Here is a 25,774-nt window from a genome sequence, read left to right on the forward strand (position 1 = left end):
GGCTGTTAAAGCGATTAAATTTATATTGATTTTTAAATTGTTTTAGTATTTTAGTAGATGATGCCACAAACAAATTTGATAAGTATTCTTATAAAATTGTTGTGACTATAAATTTATTCTTCAAATGCTCCGATAGAGAGAATTTTTTCTATTCTTTTTGCAACAAGATCATTTATATCAAGCTTTTCAAGCTCAGCTAGCTCTGAGATAAAATAATTTGCAAGTGCTTTTGCAGCACCTTCTTTATCTCTATGGGCTCCATTTATCGGCTCATCTATAACAGCATCAATCAGTGATAGACTTTTTAAATCATCAGCTGTTATTTTCATAGATTTTGTAGCTTGTTCTTGTTTAGCTGGGTCATTCCAAAGTATTGCCGCACAGCCTTCTGGCGAAATAACCGAAAACACAGAATTTTTCATCATGGCAAGTCTATCAGCCACACCAATAGCTAAAGCACCGCCACTTCCACCTTCGCCGATAACAACAGCAATTATTGGAGTTTTTAAATTTGCAAACTCAAATAAATTTCTAGCTATAGCTTCACTTTGTCCTCGCTCTTCAGCTCCAACACCTGGATATGCGCCTGGAGTGTCTATGAGAAATAAAATAGGTAGATTAAATTTCTCAGCCATTTTTGCAACTCTAAGAGCTTTGCGATAACCCTCAGGATGAGGCATACCAAAATTTCTTCTTAATTTGTTTTTAGTGCCACGGCCTTTTTGCTCGCCTATAACGATAGTCTTTTTGCCTCCGATATAGCCGATGTAGCAAACTATCGCTGGATCATCTCTAAATGCTCTATCTCCATGAATCTCATATCCATCAATCAAAAACGCATTAATATAATCAATAGAATATGGTCTATCTGGATGACGAGCAAGTTGCAAACGTTGATATTCGTTTAAATTTTTATATACTTTTGATATCTCTTTGGATAAATTTTTATTTAAAATTTCAACAGCATGTTCATCGCCTCTGATCTTAGCATTTGCTATATCTTCATCAATTTGCTTTATGCTTTTTTCAAAATCTAAATAATTTGACATCTTAATCCAACTTTTTAAATATCACGACGCCATTCGTGCCACCAAAGCCAAATGAGTTACTCATAACAGCTTTTATATCAGCTTTTCTAGCTTTATTTGGAACGTAGTCTAGATCGCACTCTGGATCAGGTGTTTCATAGTTTATTGTTGGAGGGATAATTCCGTCTCTCATTGCCATTATAGATATAACAGCCTCGATCGCACCAGCACCACCTAGGCAGTGTCCAGTTTGACCCTTGGTTGAGCTAACTGGTGGGCACTTATCACCAAAAACAGCCTTTAGCGCAGCTGTCTCATTTTTATCATTTACTGGTGTTGAAGTACCATGTGCATTGACATAGTCTATTTTTACGCCTTTTGCCATATCAAGTGCTTGTTTCATCGCACTTAATGGACCTTCAAGTGTTGGTGATGTGATGTGATGTGCATCTCCGCTCTCACCAAATCCAACTACTTCAGCGTAAATTTTAGCACCTCTTGCAACAGCCGACTCATACTCTTCAAGTACAAGCGCACCGGCTCCTTCACCCATTACAAAACCATCACGATTTGCGTCAAATGGCCTTGACGCCTTACTTGGTTCATCATTTCTAGTTGATAGTGCTTTCATTGCTGCAAAGCCACCTATACCTACACCACAAATAGTAGACTCAGCACCGATAACTAGCATATTTGTAGCTTGACCAATCATAATGCATTTTGCAGCTTGCGATATCGCATGAGTGCTTGCTGCACATGCTGTTACGCTAGACAAATTTGGACCCTTAAGTCCGTGATTTATAGAAACTATGCCACCTAGCATATTTACAAGTGCAGATGGGATGAAAAATGGCGAAATTCTCTTTACGCCTTTTTCAAAGTATGTAATTGAATTTTTTTCAATATTTGGCAAACCACCTATGCCAGCTGCTGAGCTAACGCCAAATTTATGAGCATCAAACTCTTTAAAATTCGCATCAGCCATAGCTTCATTAGATGCTTTTATGCCAAGCTGTATGAAACGATCTACTTTTTTCACCTCTTTGCCGTCTAAAATGCTATTCGGATCAAAATCAGTTATCTCGGCAGCAATTTTAACAGGAAAGTCACTTACATCAAAGCTTGTGATCTCTTTCACACCTGTTTTACCCTCGCAAATAGCCTTAAAAGAACTCTCTTTATCAAGACCAAGTGCGTTTATCATGCCTATACCAGTTACAACGACTCGTTTCAATACATCTCCTTAAATCAAACTGTGTAAATTTAAATTATTTACCTAGTTTTTCTATATAATTTACAACGTCTTGAATGCTTATTAATTTCTCTGCTTCGCTATCAGGAATTTCTACTTCAAATTTCTCTTCTAAAGCCATAACTAGCTCTACAACGTCAAGTGAATCAGCGCCCAAATCTTCAATGATTTTAGACTCTAATTTTACTGCTTGTGGATCTACACTTAGTTGCTCTACAACTACGTCTCTTACGTCTTCAAATACTGCCATTTTAAGGTCTCCTTATAAAAAATGTCTGTTATCTTATAATATTTACGCTTTTATTTATTTTAAATTTCAAAACTTGTCTGAAATTTACCTACATATAAAGTCCGCCATTTATTTTAAGTGTCTCTCCAGTTACGTAGCTTGCGTGATCACTTAGTAAAAACGCTACTGCCTCAGCCACCTCACTAGCGCTACCGAAACGTTTTAGCGGGATGTTATCGCTATAAGTTTTTTTCACCTCATCGCTTAGCCCATGTGTCATATCAGTCTCGATAAAGCCCGGAGTTACGCTGTTAAAGCGGATATTTCTACTTGCGCCCTCTTTTGCAAAGCTCTTACTCATGGCGATTAGTCCGCCCTTGCTGGCTGAATAATTCACCTGTCCAGCATTTCCCATCTCACCAACGATAGATGCGACATTTACGACCGCTCCAAAGCGCTTTTTACTCATCACTTTTAAAGCCTCTCTGCATCCTATAAAAGCTGAAGTTAAATTTGCATTTATTACATCTGTAAATTCGCTAGTTTTCATACGAAGCGCTAGCTTATCGTTTGTGATGCCAGCGTTATTTACGAGATAGCTTAGCTCACCATCACTATCAACTATCAAATTTATACCTTTTATAAACTCATCTTCGTCTGTCGCATCAAATTTTATCACCGCAGCCTTGCCGCCATTTTGCTCGATCTCAGCCTGCAAAGCGTCTGCTATCTCAGGCTTTGAGCGGTAGTTTATCCACACTTTTAAGCCCATATTTGCAAGCGTCTTTGCGATCTGTGCGCCGATACCTCTACTTGCACCTGTTATTAGCACGTTTTTTCCGCTAAATTTCATAAATTCTCCTTATTTTTTCTAATTTTTCAATGATTGTAGCTTATATAAGCTTAACGTCTAAATTTTATCGTTTCTTTCCCACCTTATCTTTTTGCCAAAACCAAGGACATTACTTGTAAATTTTAGTTTTTCAAGGCTTATAGACCAAATTTTTGGATTCATTGCCTTTGCATAAAAAAACCTTTTGAAATAAATTTCTATTTCGTTTTCTTTAGCTTCTCTCATCACTCCTTGAAACTGTACACCCTCTATCTTGCCAACGATCTTCGTATCAAGAGCGACTGTGCCAGCTACAAACTTTGAGTTTTTTAAAAATTTAACATGTGAGCTATCATCAGAGCTAGCTAACAAAAGGCTAAAATTTAGCTCATCAAAGGCGTAAAATGCGCTAAAAGCGTAAGGCTGACCCTCATCATCGATGGCGCAGACACTTGCAAGGTGCATCTTTTTTAGAAATTTAACTATCCCCTCATCCATCTAAATTCCTCTAAAAATACCAAGGATGGCTTGAAATTTAAAGATGACTACGGCGATTATCAACACCCAAAGCGTAAAAATAATAAGCTCTATTAGAGTAAATTTATCTTTTGCAACTTTTTTAAAAACAAGCATCGTTAAAAATGCTCCCAAAAAGCCGCCTATTAGCGAGAAATAGTGGATCGCATTAACCTTTACAAAGCTTGGCAAAAGCCCTTTAAAAAATAGCGAAAACATAAAAATTGAGAGTAGATTCGCAAGTATTAAATAATAGCCAACGACTGGTAAAACTGGGTAGAGCCTAGCAAAGCCAAAGCTTAAAACAGTGATAAGCATAAGCAAAAAGATCCTAGTCCCAAAACAACACATCGCCCGTCCTTTTTTGACGCATTTTACAAAATTTTGCTTTATGAAATTAAAATTTTGCCGATTTAGCCTCAAAAGGATTTAAAAATGCAAACAAATTTTTACTCTCAAGGAAGCTACAACAACATGAGCTTTTCGATGAAAACTAGCTCAGGCGATGAGATAAGCTTTTCTATGTATGACAACAAAAGTTTGGAGTTTTCAAGCCAGAAAAATGGCACTTCTAGCCAAAGAAGTCTAACTCTAACCCACGAATACGGCTATGAGTTTTTATATAAAGGAAACGGCATAGACGAGCAAGATATGAAAGAGATCGAAGAGGCGATGAAGCAAATTCGCCCACAAGTTGATGAATTTATGAAAAATGTCAAAGAGGGCGACAAGATCGCTGGCAGCAGCCAAAGCATAAGTGATCTTTCAAATAAGATCAAGCAGATACTACCTGACGCAAAAGATCTAAATCACAAAAATTTCATAAATGACAATATACTAAAGATGTTTGACGAACTTCTAGCTCAAAATAATGCGAACAAAAATCTACTAAGTGCTACAAAAAGGCTATTTGATACATTACTTGATGAGAGTAACAAAGTATCTTACTACGCATAAATTTAGAGTCTTCTGGCTCTAAATTTTTATAAGCGCTTCTTTCTCAAAAAAGAGGTGCGACAAGACTATCACAAAGTAAAGTTGAAAAAATAATCCCACAAGCGGCACAAGCGAAACAAGATAAAACAAAAGCGTAAAAATTATAAATTTTATCCCACCACCTTCAAGCAGCGCTAGCTCAAATTTATCACTATCAAGCGTGTTTGAGCCAACGTCTATTAGTAAAAGTTTGTAGTAGATGTAAAAAAATGGCACGTTTATGATGAAAAAATTTAAGACTGGTACAAATAAAAGCGGTAGGCAAACGAGCAATATCCCAAGAAATTTCATGATCTCAACCATCATCACCTTTAGCACTCTAGCCGTGCTAACCTCGTTTTTAAGCACGTAGTTGTAGTGCCTTTTGTTTATCTCTTTGGCTACAACCGGCGTTAAAAAGCCAGCTACGACTAGAGCGATCACGATGCTAACAATGATCGTTAAAAAGGTGCTCAGAATATAAAAAAGTATACTAACTATCCATTTTGTGGCGCTAAAGCTTAAAATTTTAATAGCTATAAAAGAGAGCGTTGAGTTTGGCTCTAAAAAGGCAAAATTTTTGTTTTTAGCACTATCACTTAAAAGATCAAATATCTCACCGCCACCCCAGATCGTAAGCCACGTGAGACTAAAAATGCTAAGGCAAAGTGGCAAGATGGATAGCGCTATAAATTTGGCTGTAAAAAAGTCTTTAAAACCAAGGCGAAGAAGATTTATCATTTCACCTTTTTGTATTCATGCTCAAGTGCTGCGTAAATTTCACCTATCTTGCTAACGCCATTTGACAAAATTTCACTCATCACTTCATTATCTTCGCGTCCGTTCCAATTTTTCTTATAGCTACCTTCTTTGTAGCCATTATTTTGACGGAAGCGATTTAGCACGTTTTTAGCGATATAGCACTCATAAAGTGAGTATAAATTTACGCCACATTTTAAAGACATAGAGAAGTAAATTTTTAAAATATCAAATATATCGTAGTCAAACCCGCTACACTCATGTATAAGCATTTCAACATCATTCATTATCTCATAAATGCTCTCGTCTTCGATCTTTAGTGGCACTTTGCAAAACTCACTAAATCCGCTTGACTGACAAATATCATCAGCTAAAGTTTCTATATCTCCAAGCTGTTTTGATTTATAAATTTGTAAAGCTAGACTCATAATAAAGTGCCAAATATCAACAACTTCTATGCGCAAATTTTGCTCATCAGTCTTAGCATCAATACTCTTCCAGTGCTTCCATGCAAAGCTATCGATTAGCTCAGCGCACTCCATATATATACAACGCCTCCAGCTGATTAATTTATTTTTATTAGTATAACCATTTTCCCAGCCAAGCCCATTTGTCTCATCATTTAGGCTTTGCTGCATCTTTAACATCTCTAAAATAATCGTTCTTTCATTCATTTTAGGCCTTTAAAAATTTTAAAGGATTATAACAAAAAATTATTAAATGCCACGAGGTAAGCTTGACTTAAATCATTTTATGTATAAAATTTAGGAGCTAAAATTAGCAAAAATTTCAAAGGAGAAAAAATGAGAGAAAAAGATCTAGTGGTTTGCAATGTTTGCGGACTAAAAAGCAGTGATGATACAAATGCAGTTTTTATCCACGCTCATAAAAATGGCGAAGAAGTTGATATCTGCACCAGTTGTGTTCCAAGCGTGATCCATGGCTCAGGCATGGTCGTAAAATCAAACGAAGAGATAAAGGCTGAAATTTAAACTTTAGCTATCATTTGAGGATCTTGTCTTACAAGGTCTTCAAATTCTTCTGCACTCATAGGGCGAGATAAGAAAAGTCCTTGCACTTCATTACAATCAAGCTCTTTTAAGAAACAAATGTCTTCTTCTTTTTCTATGCCTTTTGCACCAACTTTTATCTTCATTGCCTTTGCTAAATCGATAATTGCAGATACGATTTGTGCATCTATTTTGCTATTTGATGCTTGAGCAACAAATTCACTTGCTATTTTTATACGCTTAACACCGTATTTTCTAATGTAAATAAATGAAGTATATCCGGAGCCAAAATTATCTATACAAACATCTATATTATTTTCTTTAAGAATAGAAAAAATTTTATCAAGCGTTTTAGAATTATTTGTCCATATTTCTTCGCCAAATTCTATTTCAAAAAGCTCTGGATTTATATGATGCGAGCGTAAGATAGAAACAAAATCTAAAACAAATTTTTCTGATTTACTTTGAATCTGCGCAACATTTATGCTTATTTTTGGTGTCAAGAGTTTTTCTTTTTGCCATCTATCTACATACCCTATGGTCTTTGAAACCAAAAGCGAGCAAATATCGTTTAAGATATCACTATTTATATTGACTTCTTTCATAAATTTGCTTGCTTCCATCAAGCCAAATTTTTCTGATTTCCAATATAAAAAAACCTCCGCGCAGATCATTTTTTCGATTTTTAGATCAAATATTGGTTGAAAATATACATGAAGGTCTTCTTGCAAATTAGCTTTTTTAAGCGCGATCTCGATGCTTGAGCTTAGGTGCATTTCATTGCTAATTTTATCGCTATAAACCATAGGATTTAAAGCTGGATTTTTCTTAGCGTAATACATTGCCATATCTGCATTTTTTATAATATTTCTTGGGTTTGCCGTACTATTTTTTGTTGCTACGTCTATGCCTATTATGCACTTAAGCCCAAAGTGATATCTATCTATTCGAATTGGTTTTTCAATAGCGTCTTTTAAGGCAATACCAAGATTTAAACGTTTTGTATGACTATTTATCTCCATTTTTGCTAATACCATAAATTCGTCCGCGCTAATCCTTGCTATGGTCTCTTGTCTATTGCAAACTTCAAGTATCCTTTTTGCAACTAGTTTTAAAATTCTATCGCCTATTTCATGCCCGTAAGATGTATTTATGCTTTTAAAACGGCTTAAATTTATATAATAAACTGCGATCTCCTCATCCTCAGAGATGCTTTTACACATTCTTTCAAGCTCATTTACTATAAAATTTCTATTACCAAGATCTGTTAGATAGTCTTTCTCGGATATATCTTGAAGTCTTAAATTTGCGAGCATAAGTTCATTAGTTCGCTCATGCATCGACTTTTCCATCTCTCTATGAAGATTTCTCTCATAACCTAATATTTTTCTGCTTGCAATAGAGCTTTTAACATAGTAATTAACAATAGCATTTACAACTAAAACAAAAAGTGAGATGAGCGCACTAAAAGATGTTAAATCTTCCTGTAATAGCAAAGGTAAAACTATTATTATTGGTAGCCATTTTGATCCTATCGAGATATCTTTATCGGTATTTGTAACATACTCATTTTTAGCTTTTAAATGAAAAGCTCCTATCATCAAGAAGAAGAAAGGAACGATATATAAAAAATCTATTTTATGGCCAAAATTTACATTTGAGATCTGACCATAAAAAATAAATAAATTTAGCATCGTAAATAAAATACTAGCTGATATAAGGTAAAAGCCGCTAATTTTTATATGAAGCAAACTGCTTGTAAAAATCTCACTTAAAGTGATAAAAAGTATAAGAAAATTTATGGCTACAATAGAGAGAAAAACGATATTTGATCTATTATTTATCATCGATGAAATATCTATTTCGTCAAAAATACCATATATTAACATTGCTATTAAAAAAAAGACACTTATGCTATCCATAATGATGGCTAGCTTTTCTTGACTGGCTGCAAATTTTGAATACAAAAATATACTAACACCAGCTAAAATAGATATCATTGGCAACATAAAAAACGTATCAAGATACGCATAAGAACTATGAGCCCGCAATAGTACATCTTGATTTAACACCATTAATGCATCGCAAATAGACCATAAAAAAACACCAAAACATATTGCAAGCCAATGCGTTATTTTGGTTTTTACTTTATCCATTGAAGTATAAATACCAAAAGTTACTATAAATAAACTAAGTAAAATAGAAATTTTTCCAATTAGATTATAGTCTAGTAAAGATGCTAATAGTGCAAATACGAATAGCGCTACAACTGCAACTAAGATCCATTTTCGCATGCCAGTTATAGATGATTTTGATATTAAAAAAATAGTGTCCCTCTCCTAAGAAATAGTCCAAATTATACAAAAATTGACTTTGCTTTTGGTTATAATTTCCCAAAAATTTTAAAAATCACAAAGGTATCTTATGAAGTGCAATATCGTCATAAATGGACAAAATTTAATAGATTATAAATCTTTTATCTTATTTTTCTCAAAGGCAGCAAGAAAGCAGTATTTTATAAACACATTTATGATATTTACTGAAGCCATCATAGCGGGTTTTGTTGCTGATATGCTATTAAAAAGTAAAATTTTTACTGTTATCGGAGCTATTTTTGCTATATTTTGGATCATTTTTTATCCTATTTTTTTAAAAAGAAGTCGCATAGCTGCATTAAAGAGAATTGAAATTTCAGATGTTCAAAAGCAAATGAATTTTGAAGTAAATGAGAAATTTATGGCTTACTATGAAGGCGAACCCAAAGAAAATGAAAAATTTGGCCTAAATGAAGTTAGTGAAATTTATGAACTCAAAAATATTTTTATCATTTTTTTAGAAGAAAAAATTCATCTAATAATCCCAAAAGATGAAGCTAGCTCAAAAATGATAAATGAGCTGGCTAAACTTTGCCATAAAGATATTTTGAAATTTGAAAATTTTAGCGCAAAAAGCGTGCTTAAATAGCACTTATTATAAGCTTTTCAAAATCCTCTGCACTCATTGGCTTGCCCCAAAGATACCCTTGTACCTCATCGCATCCAAGCTCTCTTAAAATTTCAAGCTGGGTTTCATCTTCGACGCCTTCAGCAATAGTCTTTAGCTCCACATTTTTAGCCAAAGCTATAACGCTTTTTACTACGTCTTTATCTATATCATTTTTAGCAATATTATCTATCAGCTCTTTAGCGATCTTTAGGCGACTCATAGGATATTTTTTGATGTAACTCATCGATGAAAAACCGGTACCAAAATCGTCTATGGATATGCAAATTCCTCTATTTGAAAGCTCAGATAACGCACTTTGCATCATCTCTTCGGCATTGACAAGACTGGCCTCAGTGATCTCAACATCTACACAAGATGGATCGATGCCGTATCTATCTATATAGCTTAAAAATTTAGATGCAAAATTTATATTATCAATCTGTTTTGGAGAGATATTTATACCTATTTTTAGATTCATATTATATTTCTCATTCCAAAAGGCCATTTGTTTTATAGCATTTTTTGCCACCCATTTTCCTATCGCATTGATAATAGAGCTTTGTTCGGCTATTGGGATAAATTTTGATTGATCTACCGGACCTTTTATAGGAGAGTTCCACCTAACAAGAGCCTCTGCTCCTACTATTTTTTTACCTTCTATTAGATATTGGGGCTGAAATTTTAGCTCAAATTCTTCATCAAAGCTTATACTATTTAGCAATATTTCTATGTAGTTTCTATCCTGAATAATGCTTTTTATATCACTATAAAAAACATACTTTTCAGATGCATCTTTCTTTGCTGCTTCTAGTGCTGCTTCTGATTGCATGATAAAATCATCAGCCAAAATTTCACTAGTTTGTGTCGAGCTAATCCCTATTTTTGCATCAAGTACGATTTTATAATCATCTATAATAATTGGCTCTGAAATAGCTTTTAGTAGATAATGTAAAAATTCCCTGCAATGCACATTTTCGTTTTGCTTGATAACAACGATAAAGTCATCTCCGCCAGACCTTGCAAATAAGGAATCGTTTGGTGGCAATATTGACTCAATGTTTGAAGCAAACTTTGCTATTACATCATCACCGATATAGTGCCCATACGAGTCATTTATCGCTTTAAAATGGTTTATATCAATACTATAAATATCTATCTTTTCGCCAAGTGCCTTTGACTTTATCATCTCTTCAAGCCTTGCGATAAAATACTGGCGATTTAGAGCATTTGTCAAATAATCATATTTACTGATCCTTTGTAGGTGCCTATTTGTCTCTTCAAGCTCTTTTACTTTACTTTCTATCTGATTATTTAATACTTTTTTGATATGTATTTCACGTTTAATTAAAATATCCATTTTTCTAACATTAGAAAATGTATAAGATAATGCCCCGTATGCAAGCAAAGTAACTAAAATAGAAAATAACCATGTCAAATTTATCTTCCAAGAGTACAAGATCATGATCGTCAAAAATGCGGCAAAAACAAATAGCTTTTGTATTAAAATTTTATCAAAATCGTTTCTGAGCGCCCTAAATTTTATATTTGCCTCACCCTCTCTTAAATGAAGCGTAGCAACAAACAACATAAAAAATGAACTCTTAAATACAATGTCGTATCCAAAAAAGGATATTTCATCTATCCAAAAGTCCATTGTAGTGGTAAAAACATCATAAGTGCTTATTGCAATAAGCACTATCAAGCATAAAAGTATAGATAGTCTTCTTTTTGAAAATTTAAGTGAAAAAAACGCAGTAAATGAAGTACAAAACATAAATAAATCTATGGCGATGTAACTTAGATTAAAAAAATCTTTTTGGCTTAAAACTTGAGTTAAATTTCTATTAAAAATCATAAACCACATAAAGCTAAAATATATTGCGGAAATAGAAACTGAGTCCACAAATACTTGCATTAAAAATAAATTTTTCAAATTTTTAATCAAAATATAAAAAGCAGAAAATGCAAACATAAAATATGAGACTACGTATGAGATTTGTATAAAATTGACTTTAGAAAGCAATTGTTTAAGAAAATCAACCTTATCATATAGCATCCACATAGTGTCTGATGCTACCCAGCAAGTAAGGCCTAGTAATATATATATCCAATATGTTTTTAAATTTCTTGTCTCTTTTAGCTTTAAAAAGATAAATAATGTGATCATAAAATCAAATAGAGTAGTAATTATGTCTTCATAAAAACCACTAGCAATAAAATAACTAACAACATATACACAAAAAAGTATCAGCATAAATAAAAAAGATACTTGATTTTCGTTACTTATTTTACTTATCATGTTCCGTCTTTATCTATCTTTCTCTGCCTTTTTGGCTAAGCTTTGCCATCTTTGCCACTCGCCGCTATCATCGACGTCGTTGCCGATAACTTCGTATCTAGCGTAAAAATGCTCAACAAATTTATTACACTCTTCATCTTTTGGCAAATAGCTTAGTTCATCTTTTTGGCAAAATTTCTCTAAAAATGTGCTCGCATCATCTTTTTTAGCGTATGTTTGCGCTAGATCGTAGTAGTTTTCTAAGCAATTTTCTTTAAATTTAGCGTAAGCTTGCTCGCTCATATCTACGCTTAGCTTGCCGTCAAATTTAAGCACACCAGCCCTAAAAAGTAGGCTAAGATGTATGAGTCCCTCGCAGTAATACGCCCTCACCTCATCGACCTTTCGCCACGCGATAAGCCCAACAGCACGGGCTATTAGCTCATGAAAGACGGCCATTTTATACTCCGTCTCTTCGTGTAAAAAGAAATTTACTAGTCCACCAGTTGTCGCCTTGTACTCTTCGATAAATTTGAAAACACCGCTTTTATTCATGCTCATCTCAGTATCAAGTCCGATAAAGAGAATGTGTCCAAACTCATGACCGATCGTTGAGATTTCATAGACTTTTTTCCAAATTTTTGGCTTTAAAAATAAAATCTCTCTGCCAAAATCCAAAAATTCCTTGCTAAAAATTTCAGCTCCAAGCTTCATAAAAGGCTTTGCCTTTGCGCTTTCATAGACGTGATTTACAAAGGCAAAAATTTTCTTGCCGCATTTTGCGCTAACACTCTCATCATTTGGCACGACTTGAGCGCTAAAAAGCCCGTTTAGTTCGGCGCCATAATAGATCATCGGCACGCTTATATAAAGCTGCGTTCTAGCGATATTTTCGCTAACTGCCTTATTTGTCTCAGCGTTATCAAATTTTATCTTTTCACAAACGCTTTCGTAAGTTTTTGCCACTTTTTCTTTAAATTTATGCTCATCAATGCCCTCGCTATCAACCAGCCTGATGTCCCACTCAAGTGCAACCGCGTGCGTGTAGGCATCCTCGTAGTACTCTAGTGGATGGCCCGGCTGAAGTGCGCCTTTTACATCCATCCACGCTATCTCGGCTTCTTGCCAAGCATTTATCACCTTTGCATTATCCTCTTCGCAAAAGGCATTTTGTAGCTTTTCGAGGTATTTTACGTAAGATTTTTGCTCGTCGTTTTTGGCTAAATTTCTTAAAATTTCAAGATTTTTAACAAAAACACTTTTAAGCTCTCTAACCTCATCCTTAAAAGCGAGTGCATAAGGCAAAAAGCTAAATTTATCACCTTCTTTTACTACCGCGCCATACGTTCTATCAGCCCTTACGCCGTTACTATCACACTGAAATAAAGCACTTTTAGTAATAAACTCATTTGCATGGCTTAGATCTTTAAATTTAGCCTCAAACTCTTTGTTTGTAGTGTCGATAATACGATCCTGCCATGAAATTTGCCACGCATTTAGACTAAGTCCAAGCTCGTGCATAGCCTGCACAAAGGCTTGGTTAAATGGATCTAAAATTTTCTCTTCTTTGGCCTTTTCTAAAAGCTTGGCGTGCAGATTTTCATATAAATTTCTAACGTAGCCATAGATCAAATTTAGCACTCGTTTTTGATCGTCTTCGCCTAAATTTAGCTTTTTTAGCTCATTTTGAAGCGGATCTACTTTAAGATCTACTATCCTTCTTGCAAGAGCTAGTTTTTGGCTTGGTGTACCAGCAAGGCCACAAATTTTAACAGCTTCGTTTATAATGTCATCGTCTAAATTTTTATAAATAGCATTTAACTTGTTTTTTTGCTCTTTTGTGAGTTCATTTAATCTTTTAAAATCGTTCATTTTTTCATCCCCTGAAGTTGCAAGATTTTAGCATAAAGCCTTAAAATTTGCTACAATCAACCAAAAATTTTAACATCTAAAAGGCAAAAAATGGATATTTTAAAAGATTTTGGTGAGCCACGTATCAAACAAGTTATGTTGCCAAAGGACACAAACTCGGCTGGAAATATTTTTGGTGGCTGGATAATGAGTCAGATCGACCTTGCGGGTGCTCAGGCTGCTAGAGAAATTTCTCCTGAACGCGTTGTGACGATCTCTATGAAAGAGATCATTTTCAAGCAACCTGTCTTTGTTGGCGATGTGCTAAGCTGCTATGCTAGAATCATTTCCGTTGGCAAAACATCGATAACAACGCAAATAGAAGTAACCGCTCTTAGGCTAAATGACGGTGGATTTAGAGAGACTATACACGTTACTAGCGCTACTGCAACTTACGTAAGTGTGACGAAAGATGGACTTAAAAAGCCAATCGATGAGAAACTAAAACAGCTTCATGGATTTTAAAAATTTGGTTGCGATTTATGCAACCAAATTGAAAAATTAATACTACTTTTAAAAATTATTGAAATTCTTAAACTAAAAGCAATATTTTTCAACTTCTTTAAATGCTTTGTGAAGTAAAATCAGGCTCTATACATTTTTTGGGAGAAAAATGAAAAAATCACGTCTAGGTCTTTTGCAAACACAAATCACAAAGATCCTAACTCAAAATGAGCTTGATAAATTTGAGTATAAAGAGCTACCAAAAACAAGCATAATCTACACAGAAGAGATCAAGATCATCATCTTAAAAAGTGGCTGTGCAAAGCTCTCATTTTTTGAAGATGGAGAGGAATTTATCCTTTATCATTTAGAAGCGAGCAACATCGCCGTGCTTGATGATAATTGCGCTTTTGAAATACTTGAAGATGCTGAAATTTATGCTATAAATTTAAACAAAATAGGTGAAATTTTATCAAATGCAAATGTCGCAGATGAAATTTTAAAAGCTGTGTTAAATGCAGTAATCGTGCAACGCCAGATCATAAAATCAATACTTTTTGAAGATGCAAAAGGCAGGATTGCAAATTTTTTGATCGAGCTTGCAAAGGAGCAGGATCTAAAACAAAATGGATATCACTACATATTTTTGCCATTTTCTCTAAAAGTGCTCTCAAGCTTTGTGGGGCTCAAACGACAAAGCGCTTCAACTGCTTTTAATGAGCTTATAAAAGATGACATCATAAGAAAGATCACACCACACGAGTTTTTAATAATTGATTATGAAAAACTTGAAAGTTACACAAACTAAAAACCAAAAATTTTTATAATGGCTAGCAAAGAGTAGTCTTAAAGGATTAGTCTTTGCCAAGAAGCAAAGACTAAAATTTTTAAGCTTTTTTCTTCATATCGAATTTATTTGCCATAAAGCCAACTAAACCAACAAAGAAAAGTCCGCCGCAGATATTACCAAGTGTAACTGGAACTAAGTTTTTACCGATGAAATTTCCCCAGTTTAAAACTTCTAGCTTTTCAGCCGTGATGCCATGTCCTAGAGCCGCAGCTGCAGCAGCGATATCTCCGCCGTTTGCTGCTATATAGTGAGCTTTTGAGATGATGGCTTCAGTGATGATAAACATATTTGCCACGCAGTGCTCCATTGAGCAAGCCACAAATGCGCCGATCATCCACATAATGGCAAAGAATTTACCAGATAGATTGCTCTCGCTTGTCGCAGTCCAAATAGACATACAAACAAAGACATTACAAAAAATTCCGCGGATAAATAGCTCATGAAATGGTGCTGTGATCTTGCCAATGCCAGCTGGTATAAAGTGCTGCAAGATGTAGCCATCATACTTTAGTGGCAAGCCTGAATAGTAGTACATATAAGCGATTAATGCGCCGCCAACGAAGTTAAATATCCAAACGATAGCCCAGTATCCGATAGTCTTACCTAGTTTTAGCTTTCCTTCATATGCGCTAACACCACTTAAAACTGAGCTTGTAAAGAGGTGACCACCATAAAAAACAACCATCATAAGACCACAGCTAAATGTGATACCACCGATAAAATTTGAAAGACCAATTGACTGATTTTCAGCCATACCAACTGTTGAGTGAGCCCAGAAAATATCACCCATAGCAATAGCAGCTCCAGCCATGATAGCAAGAAAAATAATACTAGTAAGCGGCATATGAGCCTTATGCTCCATAGAGCTTGAGACCGCTTGAGCGGTTTCTGCCGGATTTAACATCACATTCTCCTTTTTATTTTCAATCTCGCACATGAGCCAAGCTCATCTTTGCGACCAAAGTTTAACACTTTGCAAAATCACTAAAATCAAATCAATGCTTGCGATTAAAAGCAAATTTTTGTCTTTAGTAACTAAAAGATTAAAATTAGCCATTTGCTAAATTTAACCGACTAAATTTTTATCAATCTCTACAATTCTTAAAAATGCTTTTCTGGCACTTTTTTTAGCCTGCTCGCTTAGTCCCTCTTCGAAATTTAAGACATTTTCAAGCAAGACGCTAATGCCAAGAAAGAGCGTCTTTGGACAAATTTTACGCAAATAGCTTAAAAGCACTGGAGTTGGTAGATTGTGAGTTGAGTAGATGTAGTCTTTGTCGTCACTTAGGTCAAAAAACTCTATCTTATCCTCATCAAAACCGCTCATCGCATCGACTACTATCAAGATATCAGGTGCAAATTCTCTAATAGCTGAGAATTCATTCTCAGGCACATCTTGCCCAAAAAAGACCTTCCACTCTTTTAGCTCAGCTTCTACGATGCGGCCTACTTCATTGCCCACGTCATCATCGCCACGCATAGGATTACCGATGCAAAGGATGGCCTTTTTCATCAAAAGTCCTTCCTAAGCACGATATATCCCTCTTTTAAATTTGCCAAAATTTCTTTAAGCTTACACTCACAAAGCTGCGGCAAGAGTTTAGCGATATGCTCGGCAAAAATTTCAACTTCAAAATATTTGCTTAAATTTCCGATCTTAAATTTCACATATTCGCCTGAGTTTTTGATCATCTCGTCAAATTCCTCATCACTTAGCTCTAAAATTTTCTCGCTAAAATCAATCGTGCCAACGCCATGTCCCACGCAAGTGGAGAAAATTTTTATCTCCTTTAGCTCGCGTGGAAGCTTGTCGTTGTCGTCCATATGCCTTTTTGTAAGCTTATAAACTTGTATCATCTCTTGCTCCAAACCTCGCTATCAACGTCTATCGCAAAGCTTTTATCAGCTTTTGCATATTTTAGATAGACATCATTATGCAAAAGCCCCATGCACTCAGCATATCTAGGATCTTCCTCTTTTTTGATAGCTGTAAGCACAGCCTCTCTTGAAATGCTTGGGTCATGGACATCTTTTGAACATTTGATAGCACTCATATATTTTTCAAAAAGTATTCTACCAAAGATATAGCTCATTAGCCTTCTGCTTTCAGCTTGCAAGTCGCGCTCGAACAAAATATCGCCTATGACTGACTTCTCAACTGAAGGTGGCAATGTATTATCTTCCTCATAGCTTTTTTTATGAAGTTTTTGATCAATAATGCCAAGAGCCATGCCAAGGCCGTAAATAATGCTTGCTGGGTGTGGAGGACAGCCTGGGATATAGACATCGACGGGGATTATCTTATCGATACCACCCCAAACGCTATAAGCGTCGTGGAAAATTCCACCACTGCTTCCGCACGCGCCAAGAGCAACTACGATCTTAGGATCTGGAGTCGCCTCATAAGCACGAAGAAGTGGATAATACATCTGTCTTGTTACAGGACCAGTACAAAGCAAAATATCAGCGTGTCTTGGGTTTGCTACAAGCTTAAAGCCAAAACGCTCAGGGTCCCACATCGGTGTAATAGCTGCAAAAATTTCTATCTCACAGCCGTTACAGCTTCCGCAGTCGATCCTATAAACGCTAAAGCTTCTTTTGATATTTTTTAGATGCTCTAGCTTTGCAGTTAGATCATTTGCTGTTTTTATGTCCTCTGGGACTTGGTATAGACTCATTTTATAGCCTCCTCAATGCCTTTTGTTAGCCTCTCAGCAGATTGATTTTTCTTGCACTCTGGGCAGATATAAAGGTAGTCTTTTGCCTCTTCAAGTCTGCCTGGGAGTAAATTTGCTGTACCAAGCTTCTCAAGGGTGAAATTTATAAGCCTTTTTGGCGTAAATGGCTTGCCGCAGCATTTGCAAGTTTGCATCTCAAGCTCGCCTCTTTGTATAAGAGCGCTCTTGTCAAATTTAACCGCAAGCTCAAAGCTATCGCTAAGTCTTACAGCTCCAGTTGGGCAAACCTCATCGCAGCGTCCGCAAAATATGCAGCGCCCGCAGTCAAATTCCCAAACAAGCTTTGTTTGCTCCTCATTCATCTTAAGCTCTATCGCGTTACTAGGGCAAGCGATACCGCAAGCTGCACAACCTATGCAAAGATCGTATGTATAGTTTGGCTGACCACGGAAATTTTCAGGAACAATATATGGCTCAAATGGATAGGCGTATGTCGCCTTTCCATATTTTTCTGTGATGTCAAATAACTTCATCATCTTAAATCCTTCTTACTAACCCCGCCATCTTGACAGAATTTTTTAAGGTCTTTCTCTGTTAAAATTTTGCTCTTTTTAGTCCTTACATCGACTAATGTAACACGCTCTGTACATGAGTAGCAAGGGTCAAGTGAGCAAACGATAAGCGCAGCGTCACTTATGTTGTTGCCTCTGAATTGATATCTTAGGCTTGGCCAGTTGTTATAAGTAGCCGCTCTACATCTCCAGCGATATACTTTTTGAGCACTGCCCTGCATGATCCAGTGAACATTCTCGCCACGTGGTGCTTCATCATGACCAAGTGCAAAATTTTCAGGTTTGATCATAGTCACAGGATCGATCATGATCGGAGTTTGAGGCATCATCTCAAAGCATTGGCGGATGATGTGGATAGAGCTTTTTAGCTCTTTATATCTAACCATCTCGCGAGCAAATACGTCACAGCCGTGCTCGACCGCTACTTCAAATTCTATCTGTTTGAAGAAGTCGTATGGGTGATCGTAGCGGTTATCACGTTTAAAGCCAGAGCCTCTCATATTTGGACCAACTGGGCTAAAGTCACGTGCTATTTGGCGGTCTAGGATTCCCACACCTTTCCAGCGTCCAATTTGGCGTTTATCCTCCATAACTGCGTCCCAAATTTCTGAAATTTGAACGTCAAGTTTATTTATGATCTCGATGCCTTTTTTGATCTCTTGGTTTGTCATATCACGTCTTAAGCCGCCCATAACGACGTTGCCGTATGTTTTACGTCCACCAGTTACAAGCTGAGCTAGCTCCATAGAGTACTCACGAACTCTAAAGATATGCATAAAAGCGTTGTAGTTACCAGTGACCTCACAAGCTAGACCAATATTTAAAAGGTGGCTGTGAAGACGCTCGATCTCAAGACAGATGACGCGTATAGCTTGAGCTCTTAGTGGAATTTCAAGCTTGATAGCTTTTTCTGCTGCTTCAATACAAGCAATAGCGTGAGCATAACCACAAATTCCACAAACTCTCTCTGCAAGATAGCCCATTTGATCATAGTTCATTCTGTTTTCAGCTAGCTTTTCCATACCGCGGTGTTGATAAAACAAGCGGTAGTCAGCGTCGATGATCTCGTCGCCGTCACAGAAAAGTCTAAAGTGACCTGGCTCATCTGAAGTAATATGTAGTGGTCCAAGTGGCACATCAACTACTGCATCACCTGTTGGGAACAAAAACTCAGAATCAGGCTCATCTCTATGATCAACTGGATCAGGGCGGTAGCGATAATCCATCGCATCTTTTCTAAGTGGGTGAAGTCCGTCTGGCCAGTCATCACTTAAGACTAGACGCCTTTTATCAGGCAAACCTTCGGCTACAAGACCAAACATATCATAAGCTTCTCTTTCGTACCAAACACAAGCTGGCACTAGCGGGGTAACTGATGGGAATGTCGGATCACTTCCTGGAATAAGTGTTTTAACAGTGATAAAGCACTTATCCTCAGGCGCAAAGTCGTCCGCTTCTGTCATCTTGCTACCTTCCATTGAGATAGCATAGTAAAGCGCAAAGCTACCATTTATCTGGCGCTCGTCATTTGGTATCATCGTGCTTATGAAGCCACCGATATCATAATAAAGCGTCTTAACAGCTAGTGGAAGATCATTTCTATCAACCAAAACTGTGATCTGATCGTCTGCTTGACGAGTTACCTCTAAAATTTTTACCTTGGTTTTTAGGATTTCAACAAATTTATCGCCTCTCATTTTAAAGCTCCCATCATTATATTAACACCGTTATCTACTAGCGTATAAAAGCTATCTACGTGCCATACGCCAAAGATTATGATAAGGGCACAAAGTGCTATAAGAGGTAAATTCTCTAACAAACTCATCTCTTTATTATGAACAACCACACCTTTTGGCTCGCCAAAGCTTGCCATGTTAAAGTGTGCAAAGTCAGCTATGAAAATAACTGCGAGTGCAATAGCAAATAGCGCAACTGCGATGTATTGACCGCTTGTGATAGCTCCAACAAAGACGTTATATTCACTAACAAATATAGCAAACGCTGGAACACCAACTAGCGAGCAAACAGCCGCGCCAAACATTATAGTGGTAATAGGCGCGATCTTAACCATGCCGCCCATCTTACTCATATCTTTGTGGCCATAAATTCTTGCTATATTGCCGGTAGAGCAAAACGCAAGAGCTTTAGTAAAGCTGTGAGCTAAGCAGTGAAATATCGCTGCAAATAGACCAAATTTACCGCCAACACCAAGTGCAAATGCGATAACACCCATGTGAACGATTGAGTGGTATGCAAACATTCTTTTTACGTTGTGTTGTCTGATTAGGAAAAATCCCGCTACAAAAAGAGTGATAGTTCCTGAAACGATCATTATGCCCTCAACAAAGCTAAATCCAACTGCTTGAGCTGTAATAGCGTAGTATCTTAAGAGTGCTAGCATCGCACATTTTAAAAGTACGCCTGAAAGCAATGCTGAGATAGGTGCTGGACCTTCAGCGTGAACGTCTGGTAGCCAAGTGTGAGTTGGCGCAAGACCAGCTTTTGTACCAAAACCAATTAGAGCAAATACAAAGATAAGTTTTGCTGCATCTGGGTTTAAATTTTTAGCGTTTGCCATTATGCTTGAAAATAGCATAGAAGCTTCGCCATCTCCTAGAGTACTAAATGTGGCTGAATATAAAAGGACAGTCGCATAAAGTGCAAATGCTAGACCGATTGAGCAAAGAACAATGTATTTGTAACCACTCTCTGTTGATTTTTGATCTTTGTGGATAGCGACAAGAAACACAGAAGCTAGTGTTGTAGCCTCGATAGCTGCCCACATAAACGCAACGTTGTTGCAAATAACGCTTAAAGTCATTGTAAAGATAAATACATGGCTTAGTGCATAATATTTTTTAAGATCGCTTAAGTGGATGTGTCCGTCTTCAAGCTCCCATCTCATGTAGTGGATAGAGTAGAAATTTACTATAAATCCAGTTACAGCGATAAGTACCAAGAAAACACAGCCTAAGCTATCTAAAAACAAAAATTTATCAAAACTATAAAAAGTTCCGCTACTTAAGACTTTAAGAACATTGTTAAGTAAAGCCACCGATGTCGCAGCAGAAAACAAAACGTGAAGTCCGCTTAATACCGCATAATTTTTAGGACTCAAAAACAAGACCAAAGCACCAAGGAGCGGTAAGATAAGTATTAAAGCTAAACTATCCATCTCTAACCCCTTAAATTTGAAGCTTTAGAAGTATCTAAACTATCATAAGCTTTATAAAATCTAATCGCTAGAATACTCATGATGATAACGGCAAATATCGCATCTGTTAAAATTCCAAGCTCAACTAACTCATGTGAGTTATAAGCCATTAGAGCAAGGCTTAGGTGGATACCGTTTTCAAACAAGCAGTAAGCTAGAATTTGTTTTATAAATGAGTTTCTTAGCATGAAGCCAAAAATTCCCATCATAAAGACCGTTCCAGCTGCGATTAGCATGATCTCTTCTTTGATAAGAGAGAATTTTAAAAATATAGGGTGGATGCTCATTGAAAGTGCTAGAGAAAATCCCATAGCAATAACAGGGCTTACAAAAAATCCACCAACTGGCTCATCTTCGCTAACTACGCCAAGTTTTTTGATAAGCCAGAATAAAATTCCTGGCACAAGTAAAACTTTGGTAAAAAATGCAACGATTGCCCAAGTTTTGAGCTGCTCGGCGTTAAATTTCTCAGATAGCAAGAAAAATATGCTAACTAAAAGTAGTGTCTCAATCGCATAAGCGATGATTGAGAGTTTCAAGCTTCTAAGACCAAAAACCGCAAGCGAAGTTACGATCATGCAAATGGCTAAAATATCAAGTGTTTGCATCTCACACTCCTACTACATAAAGTGTTAGTGCAACAAACGAGATAGCAAGTGCACCAAGTGCATTTTTGCGTAAAGATGAAGTCATTTTAAAGCGTGGACCAAAGTTGTCTATAAAGACAGCCGCTACGTAAAATACTCCAGTTTTTATCACAAAAACGATAATAGCTAAGAAAGGATTGCTAAAATTCCATGGCTCAAATATAGTTAGGAAAAGTCCGATCATAGCAAACTGTTTTAATATAAGTGATGCTTGAACTAAACCAAGGTCGCTACCTGCATACTCGCCAAGTAAGCCTTCTTGAAGCTCTTGCTCGGCTTCAGCTACGTCAAATGGTTTTCTACCAGTCTCAACATACATGCACCATAAAAATGCGATAGAAGCTACGGCAAAGCTTGGGATTTGATATCCGATAACGCCAGTTTTTACCATCTCTTGGATCTCAATTAAATTTGATGTTTTAGCTGCAAGCATTACTACGATTAGGCACATGATCATAACTGGCTCAACATATACACCCAACATTTGCTCCCTACCGCCGCCTGTTGCTGCAAATGGGTTGCCGCTATCCATTGAAGCTGCACCAAATACAAATCTAAGCAATGCGCCAAGATAAAGGATCACAAATATATCTGAATATGCTCCAAAAACAGTGTCTTTGCTATATGTTATAGGTATAGCAGCTAGCACTGCAGCTGAAGTTGCAAAAAGGAAAAATGGAGCCCATCTAAATACCCAGTGAGAGCACTCAGGGACGGTTCTTCCTCTTCTAAAGAGTTTTATAATATCGCGATATGTTTGAAAGAAATCGCTACCTTGTTTTGATTGAAGTCTAGCCCTTAGTTTTCTTGCCATACCATCAAACAAAGGAGCTACCAAAACGATAACGACTACTTGAAATATCATTAAAAGTATAGTTTGCATTTTCGTCTCCTAAACTAAAAAGTAGCCCACAGCAAGTATGGCACAAAGATAAATTAGGATATAAAGCGTATAGATGTTTGTGTATCCGCTTTGAACAATGCCTAGTTTATCAGCAAATTTCATACACCATTTGATGACTGGCTCATAAAACATTCCCCACCAGATATCTTTTGGATGGTTGTGATATTCAACCGCGTCAAAATAATTTCTAGTAACGATCTTTTTATCAGCTCTAAATAGCCATTGCATAATCTTTCTAAGATCGCCTGTAAATGGACCACCTGTCATTTGCATACGTGAGCTATATTTAAAGCCACATGCCCAAGGATCAGTCTCGCGTGGTTTATCTCTGTTTGCTTTCATAACAGCAAGGATGATAAATGGCAAAATCATTGTTGAGCAAAGAACCAAGGCTATCAATGGAGTTGAGATCATACTGCCTATTGGTGAAGTTACATTTATAGCACCAAGGCTAGCTTTATAGTCGCTTATAGCGATAGAATTTACAGCTTGCATGATGTAATCAACTATGTAGTTTGCGCCAAGACCAAAGCCAACACATCCTATCATTAGGATGATCATGCCAAGTACCATGCCTATTGGGCTCTCTTTAGCATTTTCCCAAATTTTTTGATCTCTTGGAGTACCTGCAAAGATAACTGCGTAAAGTTTTAAGTGCATACCAACCAAAACACCAGTTAGTGCAAGAGCTACGACACCAAGTGTAAATGCGTATCTAACTAATGTTCCCTCGCCCATCGCGCCTTGAAGCATACCTTGATATGTAAACCACTCTGAAACAAAGCCATTTACTGGAGGTAAAGCTGCGATACCCATGATACCTATAAACATACCAAGGCTTGTCCATGGCATCTTTTTGGCAAGACCGCCAAGGATGTCCATATTTTGTGTGTGAGTAGCGTGGATAACTGAACCAGCACAAAGGAAAAGTAGACCTTTAAATATAGCGTGATTGACTACGTGGTAGCAACCTGCTAGAAAACCTACTGCTGCAAGCGTTAAATTTCCAGCTGCGACACCATAAATTCCTGTGCCAAGACCTAGCAAGATGATGCCTATGTTCTCAACTGAGTGATAAGCAAGCAAAGCTTTGAAGTCGTGTTGGCAAAGAGCGTATAAAACACCAAATAGTGAGCTAGCTGCACCAAGAGCGAGTATTGTAAGACCAAAATATGTGCTAAGTGGCAAGTAAAGTGTAAATTTAACTAGTGTAAATAGAGCAACTTTTATCATAACACCTGACATAAGAGCCGAAACATTTGATGGTGCTGCTGGGTGAGCTTGTGGTAGCCAAACGTGAAATGGCCACATACCAGCTTTGCTACCAAATCCAACTAGAAATAGTATAAATGTAGCAACAGAAGCGCCAAATGGCATCTTAACACCCATGAACGCACTAAAGTCTGTACTTCCTGCGTAGTAAGCAGTGATAAGCAAGCCACAGGTGATACAAAATGCACCAATTTGTGCGATACCAAGATATACCATAACAGCTTTTAGAGTATTTTTGCCATCATTTACTATGATAAGGAACGATGAGATAAGAGTCATAAGCTCCCATAAAACAACAAAGCAAAATACATTATCAGCGCTAATTACTAGAAGCATTGAGAGTATAAATGTATTAAACAAACATGCAAACACGCCGACATTTGCTTTTTTGATGTACTCGTCTGCATAGCTCATACCATAAACGCTACTTGCAAATCCTATGAAAACAACGACAAAGCTGAAGAAATTTCCAAGTGGATTTAGCGCAAATTTTGGCGAATACAAAAAGCCATCCATAAGAGCAAAGCTATCGCTTACTCCCATATTTGCAACAAAGTGACACATCGCGTAAAAACAGCTTAAAGCGCTTAGTCCAAAACCAACCTTTACAGCGGCCTTTGGAGCACAATAAAGCAAGATGCTAACGACGGCACTTACAAGAAATAGCATATAAACCGTAGTCATCTTATGCTCCTTGTCCGTTTAAAATTTTAGTAGCAAATTTATTCGCTGCTTCATAATCTATCCTCTTGCCAAGTTTATGTTTGCCCTCTTCTGGATCAATCATAACAAGAGCACTTGTCGGACAGACATCAACACAAGCTGGTCCGTTCTCACGACCAAAGCACATATCGCATTTAACAGCGATATTTTTTGCACCTGATTGTGACTCTATCTCAAGGTTATATTTTGGCTCGACAGCGTAATTTACTGAAGGCATAAGCTCTGCACTTGAGCTTATCGCACCGTAAGGACAAGCGATCGTGCACATCTTACAGCCTATACAAATTTCCTCGTGAAGCTCGATGCAATTATCATTAAATCGCAATGCTCCAGTTGGACACACATTCGCACAAGGACCATCGTCGCATTGTCTGCACTGAGTTGGCATAACGCCAGTAGCTTCTCTTAGCACACTTAGCCTTGCACGTGACAGCTTGCCGCGTTCATAAGCGCTCTTAAAACATGCAGCCATGCAGGTTGCACATCCTATACAGCGTTTATAATCGGCAATCACAAATTTATGTTTTTTCATAAATTCCTCCCATTAAACAAGGCTAAACTGCCCTGCTCACTTTTAAAGTGATGGTTAGTCACCAAAATAGAGATAGTTAAATTTTTATTTAACATCTCAAACGCTCCTTCCTAATTTTTGTAATAATTCTATAACTTACAATGAATAAATTCCGTCATCTATC

The 25,774-nt window shown here is 36.8% G+C and carries 27 protein-coding genes; 5 read left to right on the forward strand and 22 right to left on the reverse strand.

Annotated elements, in window-relative coordinates; translation table 11 throughout:
• Positions 1-113 precede the first annotated feature (113 nt).
• The 6 genes from accA to F3G69_RS01630 form a co-directional block, all read right to left on the reverse strand.
• On the reverse strand, positions 114-1,049 hold the full coding sequence (gene accA / locus F3G69_RS01605) for an acetyl-CoA carboxylase carboxyl transferase subunit alpha (protein ID WP_103559786.1): 936 nt from the start codon (positions 1,047-1,049) through the stop codon (positions 114-116).
• Position 1,050: 1 nt separating this feature from the next.
• The gene (locus F3G69_RS01610; protein WP_103605042.1) at positions 1,051-2,262 is read right to left on the reverse strand and encodes a beta-ketoacyl-ACP synthase II; all 1,212 of its coding nucleotides are present in this window, start codon (positions 2,260-2,262) and stop codon (positions 1,051-1,053) included.
• Positions 2,263-2,296: 34 nt separating this feature from the next.
• Positions 2,297-2,530: an acyl carrier protein gene (acpP, locus tag F3G69_RS01615; protein ID WP_021091725.1), complete on the reverse strand. Its 234-nt coding sequence runs from the start codon at positions 2,528-2,530 to the stop codon at positions 2,297-2,299.
• Positions 2,531-2,618: 88 nt separating this feature from the next.
• Complete coding sequence (gene fabG, locus F3G69_RS01620; RefSeq protein ID WP_021083753.1) at positions 2,619-3,362, reverse strand: 3-oxoacyl-ACP reductase FabG; 744 nt, start codon at positions 3,360-3,362, stop codon at positions 2,619-2,621.
• 57 nt (positions 3,363-3,419) lie between these two features.
• Positions 3,420-3,839, reverse strand: coding sequence for a pyridoxamine 5'-phosphate oxidase family protein (locus tag F3G69_RS01625; protein WP_149714216.1), 420 nt, complete (start codon positions 3,837-3,839; stop codon positions 3,420-3,422).
• Positions 3,840-4,208, reverse strand: coding sequence for an L-arabinose ABC transporter (locus tag F3G69_RS01630; RefSeq protein ID WP_223155852.1), 369 nt, complete (start codon positions 4,206-4,208; stop codon positions 3,840-3,842).
• A gap of 84 nt (positions 4,209-4,292) precedes the next feature.
• On the opposite strand from F3G69_RS01630, the gene F3G69_RS01635 reads away from it, so the two are divergent.
• The gene (locus F3G69_RS01635; protein WP_149714217.1) at positions 4,293-4,814 is read left to right on the forward strand and encodes an ATP/GTP-binding protein; all 522 of its coding nucleotides are present in this window, start codon (positions 4,293-4,295) and stop codon (positions 4,812-4,814) included.
• Between the two features lie 18 nt (positions 4,815-4,832).
• On the opposite strand, the gene F3G69_RS01640 is transcribed toward F3G69_RS01635, so the two are convergent.
• Both F3G69_RS01640 and dut read right to left on the reverse strand, forming a co-directional pair.
• Positions 4,833-5,573 carry an EI24 domain-containing protein gene (locus F3G69_RS01640; RefSeq protein WP_149714218.1) on the reverse strand — a complete coding sequence of 247 codons (741 nt, stop codon included), beginning with the start codon at positions 5,571-5,573 and terminating at the stop codon, positions 4,833-4,835.
• Entirely contained in the window at positions 5,570-6,265 is a 696-nt protein-coding gene (gene dut / locus F3G69_RS01645) for a dUTPase (protein ID WP_149714219.1), read from the reverse strand. Before dut ends, F3G69_RS01640 begins: the two co-directional genes overlap by 4 nt.
• A gap of 129 nt (positions 6,266-6,394) precedes the next feature.
• Here dut and F3G69_RS01650 point away from each other — a divergent pair, with 129 nt between their 5' ends.
• A complete protein-coding gene (locus F3G69_RS01650) occupies positions 6,395-6,583 on the forward strand; it encodes a hypothetical protein (RefSeq protein ID WP_021091806.1) in 189 nt (62 codons plus the stop codon).
• Here the strand turns inward: F3G69_RS01650 and F3G69_RS01655 are convergent.
• Positions 6,580-8,652: an EAL domain-containing protein gene (locus F3G69_RS01655; RefSeq protein WP_223155853.1), complete on the reverse strand. Its 2,073-nt coding sequence runs from the start codon at positions 8,650-8,652 to the stop codon at positions 6,580-6,582. The genes F3G69_RS01650 and F3G69_RS01655 overlap by 4 nt on opposite strands.
• Positions 8,653-9,025: 373 nt before the next feature.
• Between F3G69_RS01655 and F3G69_RS01660 the strand changes: the two genes are divergently transcribed.
• The gene (locus F3G69_RS01660) at positions 9,026-9,565 is read left to right on the forward strand and encodes a hypothetical protein (RefSeq protein WP_149714221.1); all 540 of its coding nucleotides are present in this window, start codon (positions 9,026-9,028) and stop codon (positions 9,563-9,565) included.
• Here F3G69_RS01660 and F3G69_RS01665 read toward each other — a convergent pair.
• Both F3G69_RS01665 and ciaB read right to left on the reverse strand, forming a co-directional pair.
• Positions 9,558-11,282 carry a putative bifunctional diguanylate cyclase/phosphodiesterase gene (locus tag F3G69_RS01665; RefSeq protein ID WP_223155854.1) on the reverse strand — a complete coding sequence of 575 codons (1,725 nt, stop codon included), beginning with the start codon at positions 11,280-11,282 and terminating at the stop codon, positions 9,558-9,560. The two genes, F3G69_RS01660 and F3G69_RS01665, sit on opposite strands and share 8 nt — an antisense overlap.
• A gap of 612 nt (positions 11,283-11,894) precedes the next feature.
• The gene (gene ciaB / locus F3G69_RS01670; protein WP_149714223.1) at positions 11,895-13,736 is read right to left on the reverse strand and encodes an invasion protein CiaB; all 1,842 of its coding nucleotides are present in this window, start codon (positions 13,734-13,736) and stop codon (positions 11,895-11,897) included.
• 90 nt (positions 13,737-13,826) lie between these two features.
• Between ciaB and F3G69_RS01675 the strand changes: the two genes are divergently transcribed.
• Both F3G69_RS01675 and F3G69_RS01680 read left to right on the forward strand, forming a co-directional pair.
• Positions 13,827-14,240 (forward strand): acyl-CoA thioesterase, encoded by a 414-nt coding sequence (locus F3G69_RS01675; RefSeq protein ID WP_149714224.1) that lies wholly within the window; start codon positions 13,827-13,829, stop codon positions 14,238-14,240.
• Positions 14,241-14,388: 148 nt separating this feature from the next.
• Positions 14,389-15,027 (forward strand): Crp/Fnr family transcriptional regulator, encoded by a 639-nt coding sequence (locus F3G69_RS01680; RefSeq protein WP_103588266.1) that lies wholly within the window; start codon positions 14,389-14,391, stop codon positions 15,025-15,027.
• A 79-nt stretch (positions 15,028-15,106) separates the two neighbouring features.
• Here the strand turns inward: F3G69_RS01680 and F3G69_RS01685 are convergent, their stop codons facing one another.
• From F3G69_RS01685 to F3G69_RS01735, 11 genes are all read right to left on the reverse strand, one after another.
• Positions 15,107-15,973, reverse strand: a complete 867-nt coding sequence (locus F3G69_RS01685) for a formate/nitrite transporter family protein (RefSeq protein ID WP_072594540.1) — start codon at positions 15,971-15,973, stop codon at positions 15,107-15,109.
• A 162-nt stretch (positions 15,974-16,135) separates the two neighbouring features.
• A complete protein-coding gene (locus F3G69_RS01690; RefSeq protein WP_103641219.1) occupies positions 16,136-16,582 on the reverse strand; it encodes a hydrogenase 3 maturation endopeptidase HyCI in 447 nt (148 codons plus the stop codon).
• The gene (locus F3G69_RS01695; RefSeq protein ID WP_021091884.1) at positions 16,582-16,926 is read right to left on the reverse strand and encodes a formate hydrogenlyase maturation HycH family protein; all 345 of its coding nucleotides are present in this window, start codon (positions 16,924-16,926) and stop codon (positions 16,582-16,584) included. The genes F3G69_RS01690 and F3G69_RS01695 overlap by 1 nt, the downstream gene beginning before the upstream one ends.
• On the reverse strand, positions 16,923-17,747 hold the full coding sequence (locus tag F3G69_RS01700) for an NADH-quinone oxidoreductase subunit B family protein (RefSeq protein ID WP_087580373.1): 825 nt from the start codon (positions 17,745-17,747) through the stop codon (positions 16,923-16,925). Before F3G69_RS01700 ends, F3G69_RS01695 begins: the two co-directional genes overlap by 4 nt.
• Positions 17,744-18,283 carry a formate hydrogenlyase complex iron-sulfur subunit gene (locus tag F3G69_RS01705; protein ID WP_054197155.1) on the reverse strand — a complete coding sequence of 180 codons (540 nt, stop codon included), beginning with the start codon at positions 18,281-18,283 and terminating at the stop codon, positions 17,744-17,746. The genes F3G69_RS01700 and F3G69_RS01705 overlap by 4 nt, the downstream gene beginning before the upstream one ends.
• On the reverse strand, positions 18,280-20,016 hold the full coding sequence (locus F3G69_RS01710) for a hydrogenase large subunit (protein WP_149714225.1): 1,737 nt from the start codon (positions 20,014-20,016) through the stop codon (positions 18,280-18,282). Before F3G69_RS01710 ends, F3G69_RS01705 begins: the two co-directional genes overlap by 4 nt.
• The gene (locus tag F3G69_RS01715) at positions 20,013-21,494 is read right to left on the reverse strand and encodes a hydrogenase 4 subunit F (RefSeq protein ID WP_021091695.1); all 1,482 of its coding nucleotides are present in this window, start codon (positions 21,492-21,494) and stop codon (positions 20,013-20,015) included. Before F3G69_RS01715 ends, F3G69_RS01710 begins: the two co-directional genes overlap by 4 nt.
• Positions 21,495-21,496: 2 nt before the next feature.
• Positions 21,497-22,141 (reverse strand): hydrogenase 4 membrane subunit, encoded by a 645-nt coding sequence (hyfE, locus tag F3G69_RS01720; RefSeq protein ID WP_021091711.1) that lies wholly within the window; start codon positions 22,139-22,141, stop codon positions 21,497-21,499.
• A gap of 1 nt (position 22,142) precedes the next feature.
• Positions 22,143-23,063 carry a respiratory chain complex I subunit 1 family protein gene (locus F3G69_RS01725; protein ID WP_084041928.1) on the reverse strand — a complete coding sequence of 307 codons (921 nt, stop codon included), beginning with the start codon at positions 23,061-23,063 and terminating at the stop codon, positions 22,143-22,145.
• Between the two features lie 9 nt (positions 23,064-23,072).
• Positions 23,073-25,040, reverse strand: a complete 1,968-nt coding sequence (locus F3G69_RS01730) for a proton-conducting transporter transmembrane domain-containing protein (RefSeq protein ID WP_149714226.1) — start codon at positions 25,038-25,040, stop codon at positions 23,073-23,075.
• A 1-nt stretch (position 25,041) separates the two neighbouring features.
• A complete protein-coding gene (locus tag F3G69_RS01735) occupies positions 25,042-25,611 on the reverse strand; it encodes a 4Fe-4S dicluster domain-containing protein (RefSeq protein ID WP_021091760.1) in 570 nt (189 codons plus the stop codon).
• Positions 25,612-25,774: the final 163 nt, after the last annotated feature.

The sequence above is a fragment of the Campylobacter concisus genome, from assembly GCF_902460625.1.
GTDB classification, from domain to species: Bacteria; Campylobacterota; Campylobacteria; order Campylobacterales; family Campylobacteraceae; genus Campylobacter_A; species Campylobacter_A concisus_AD.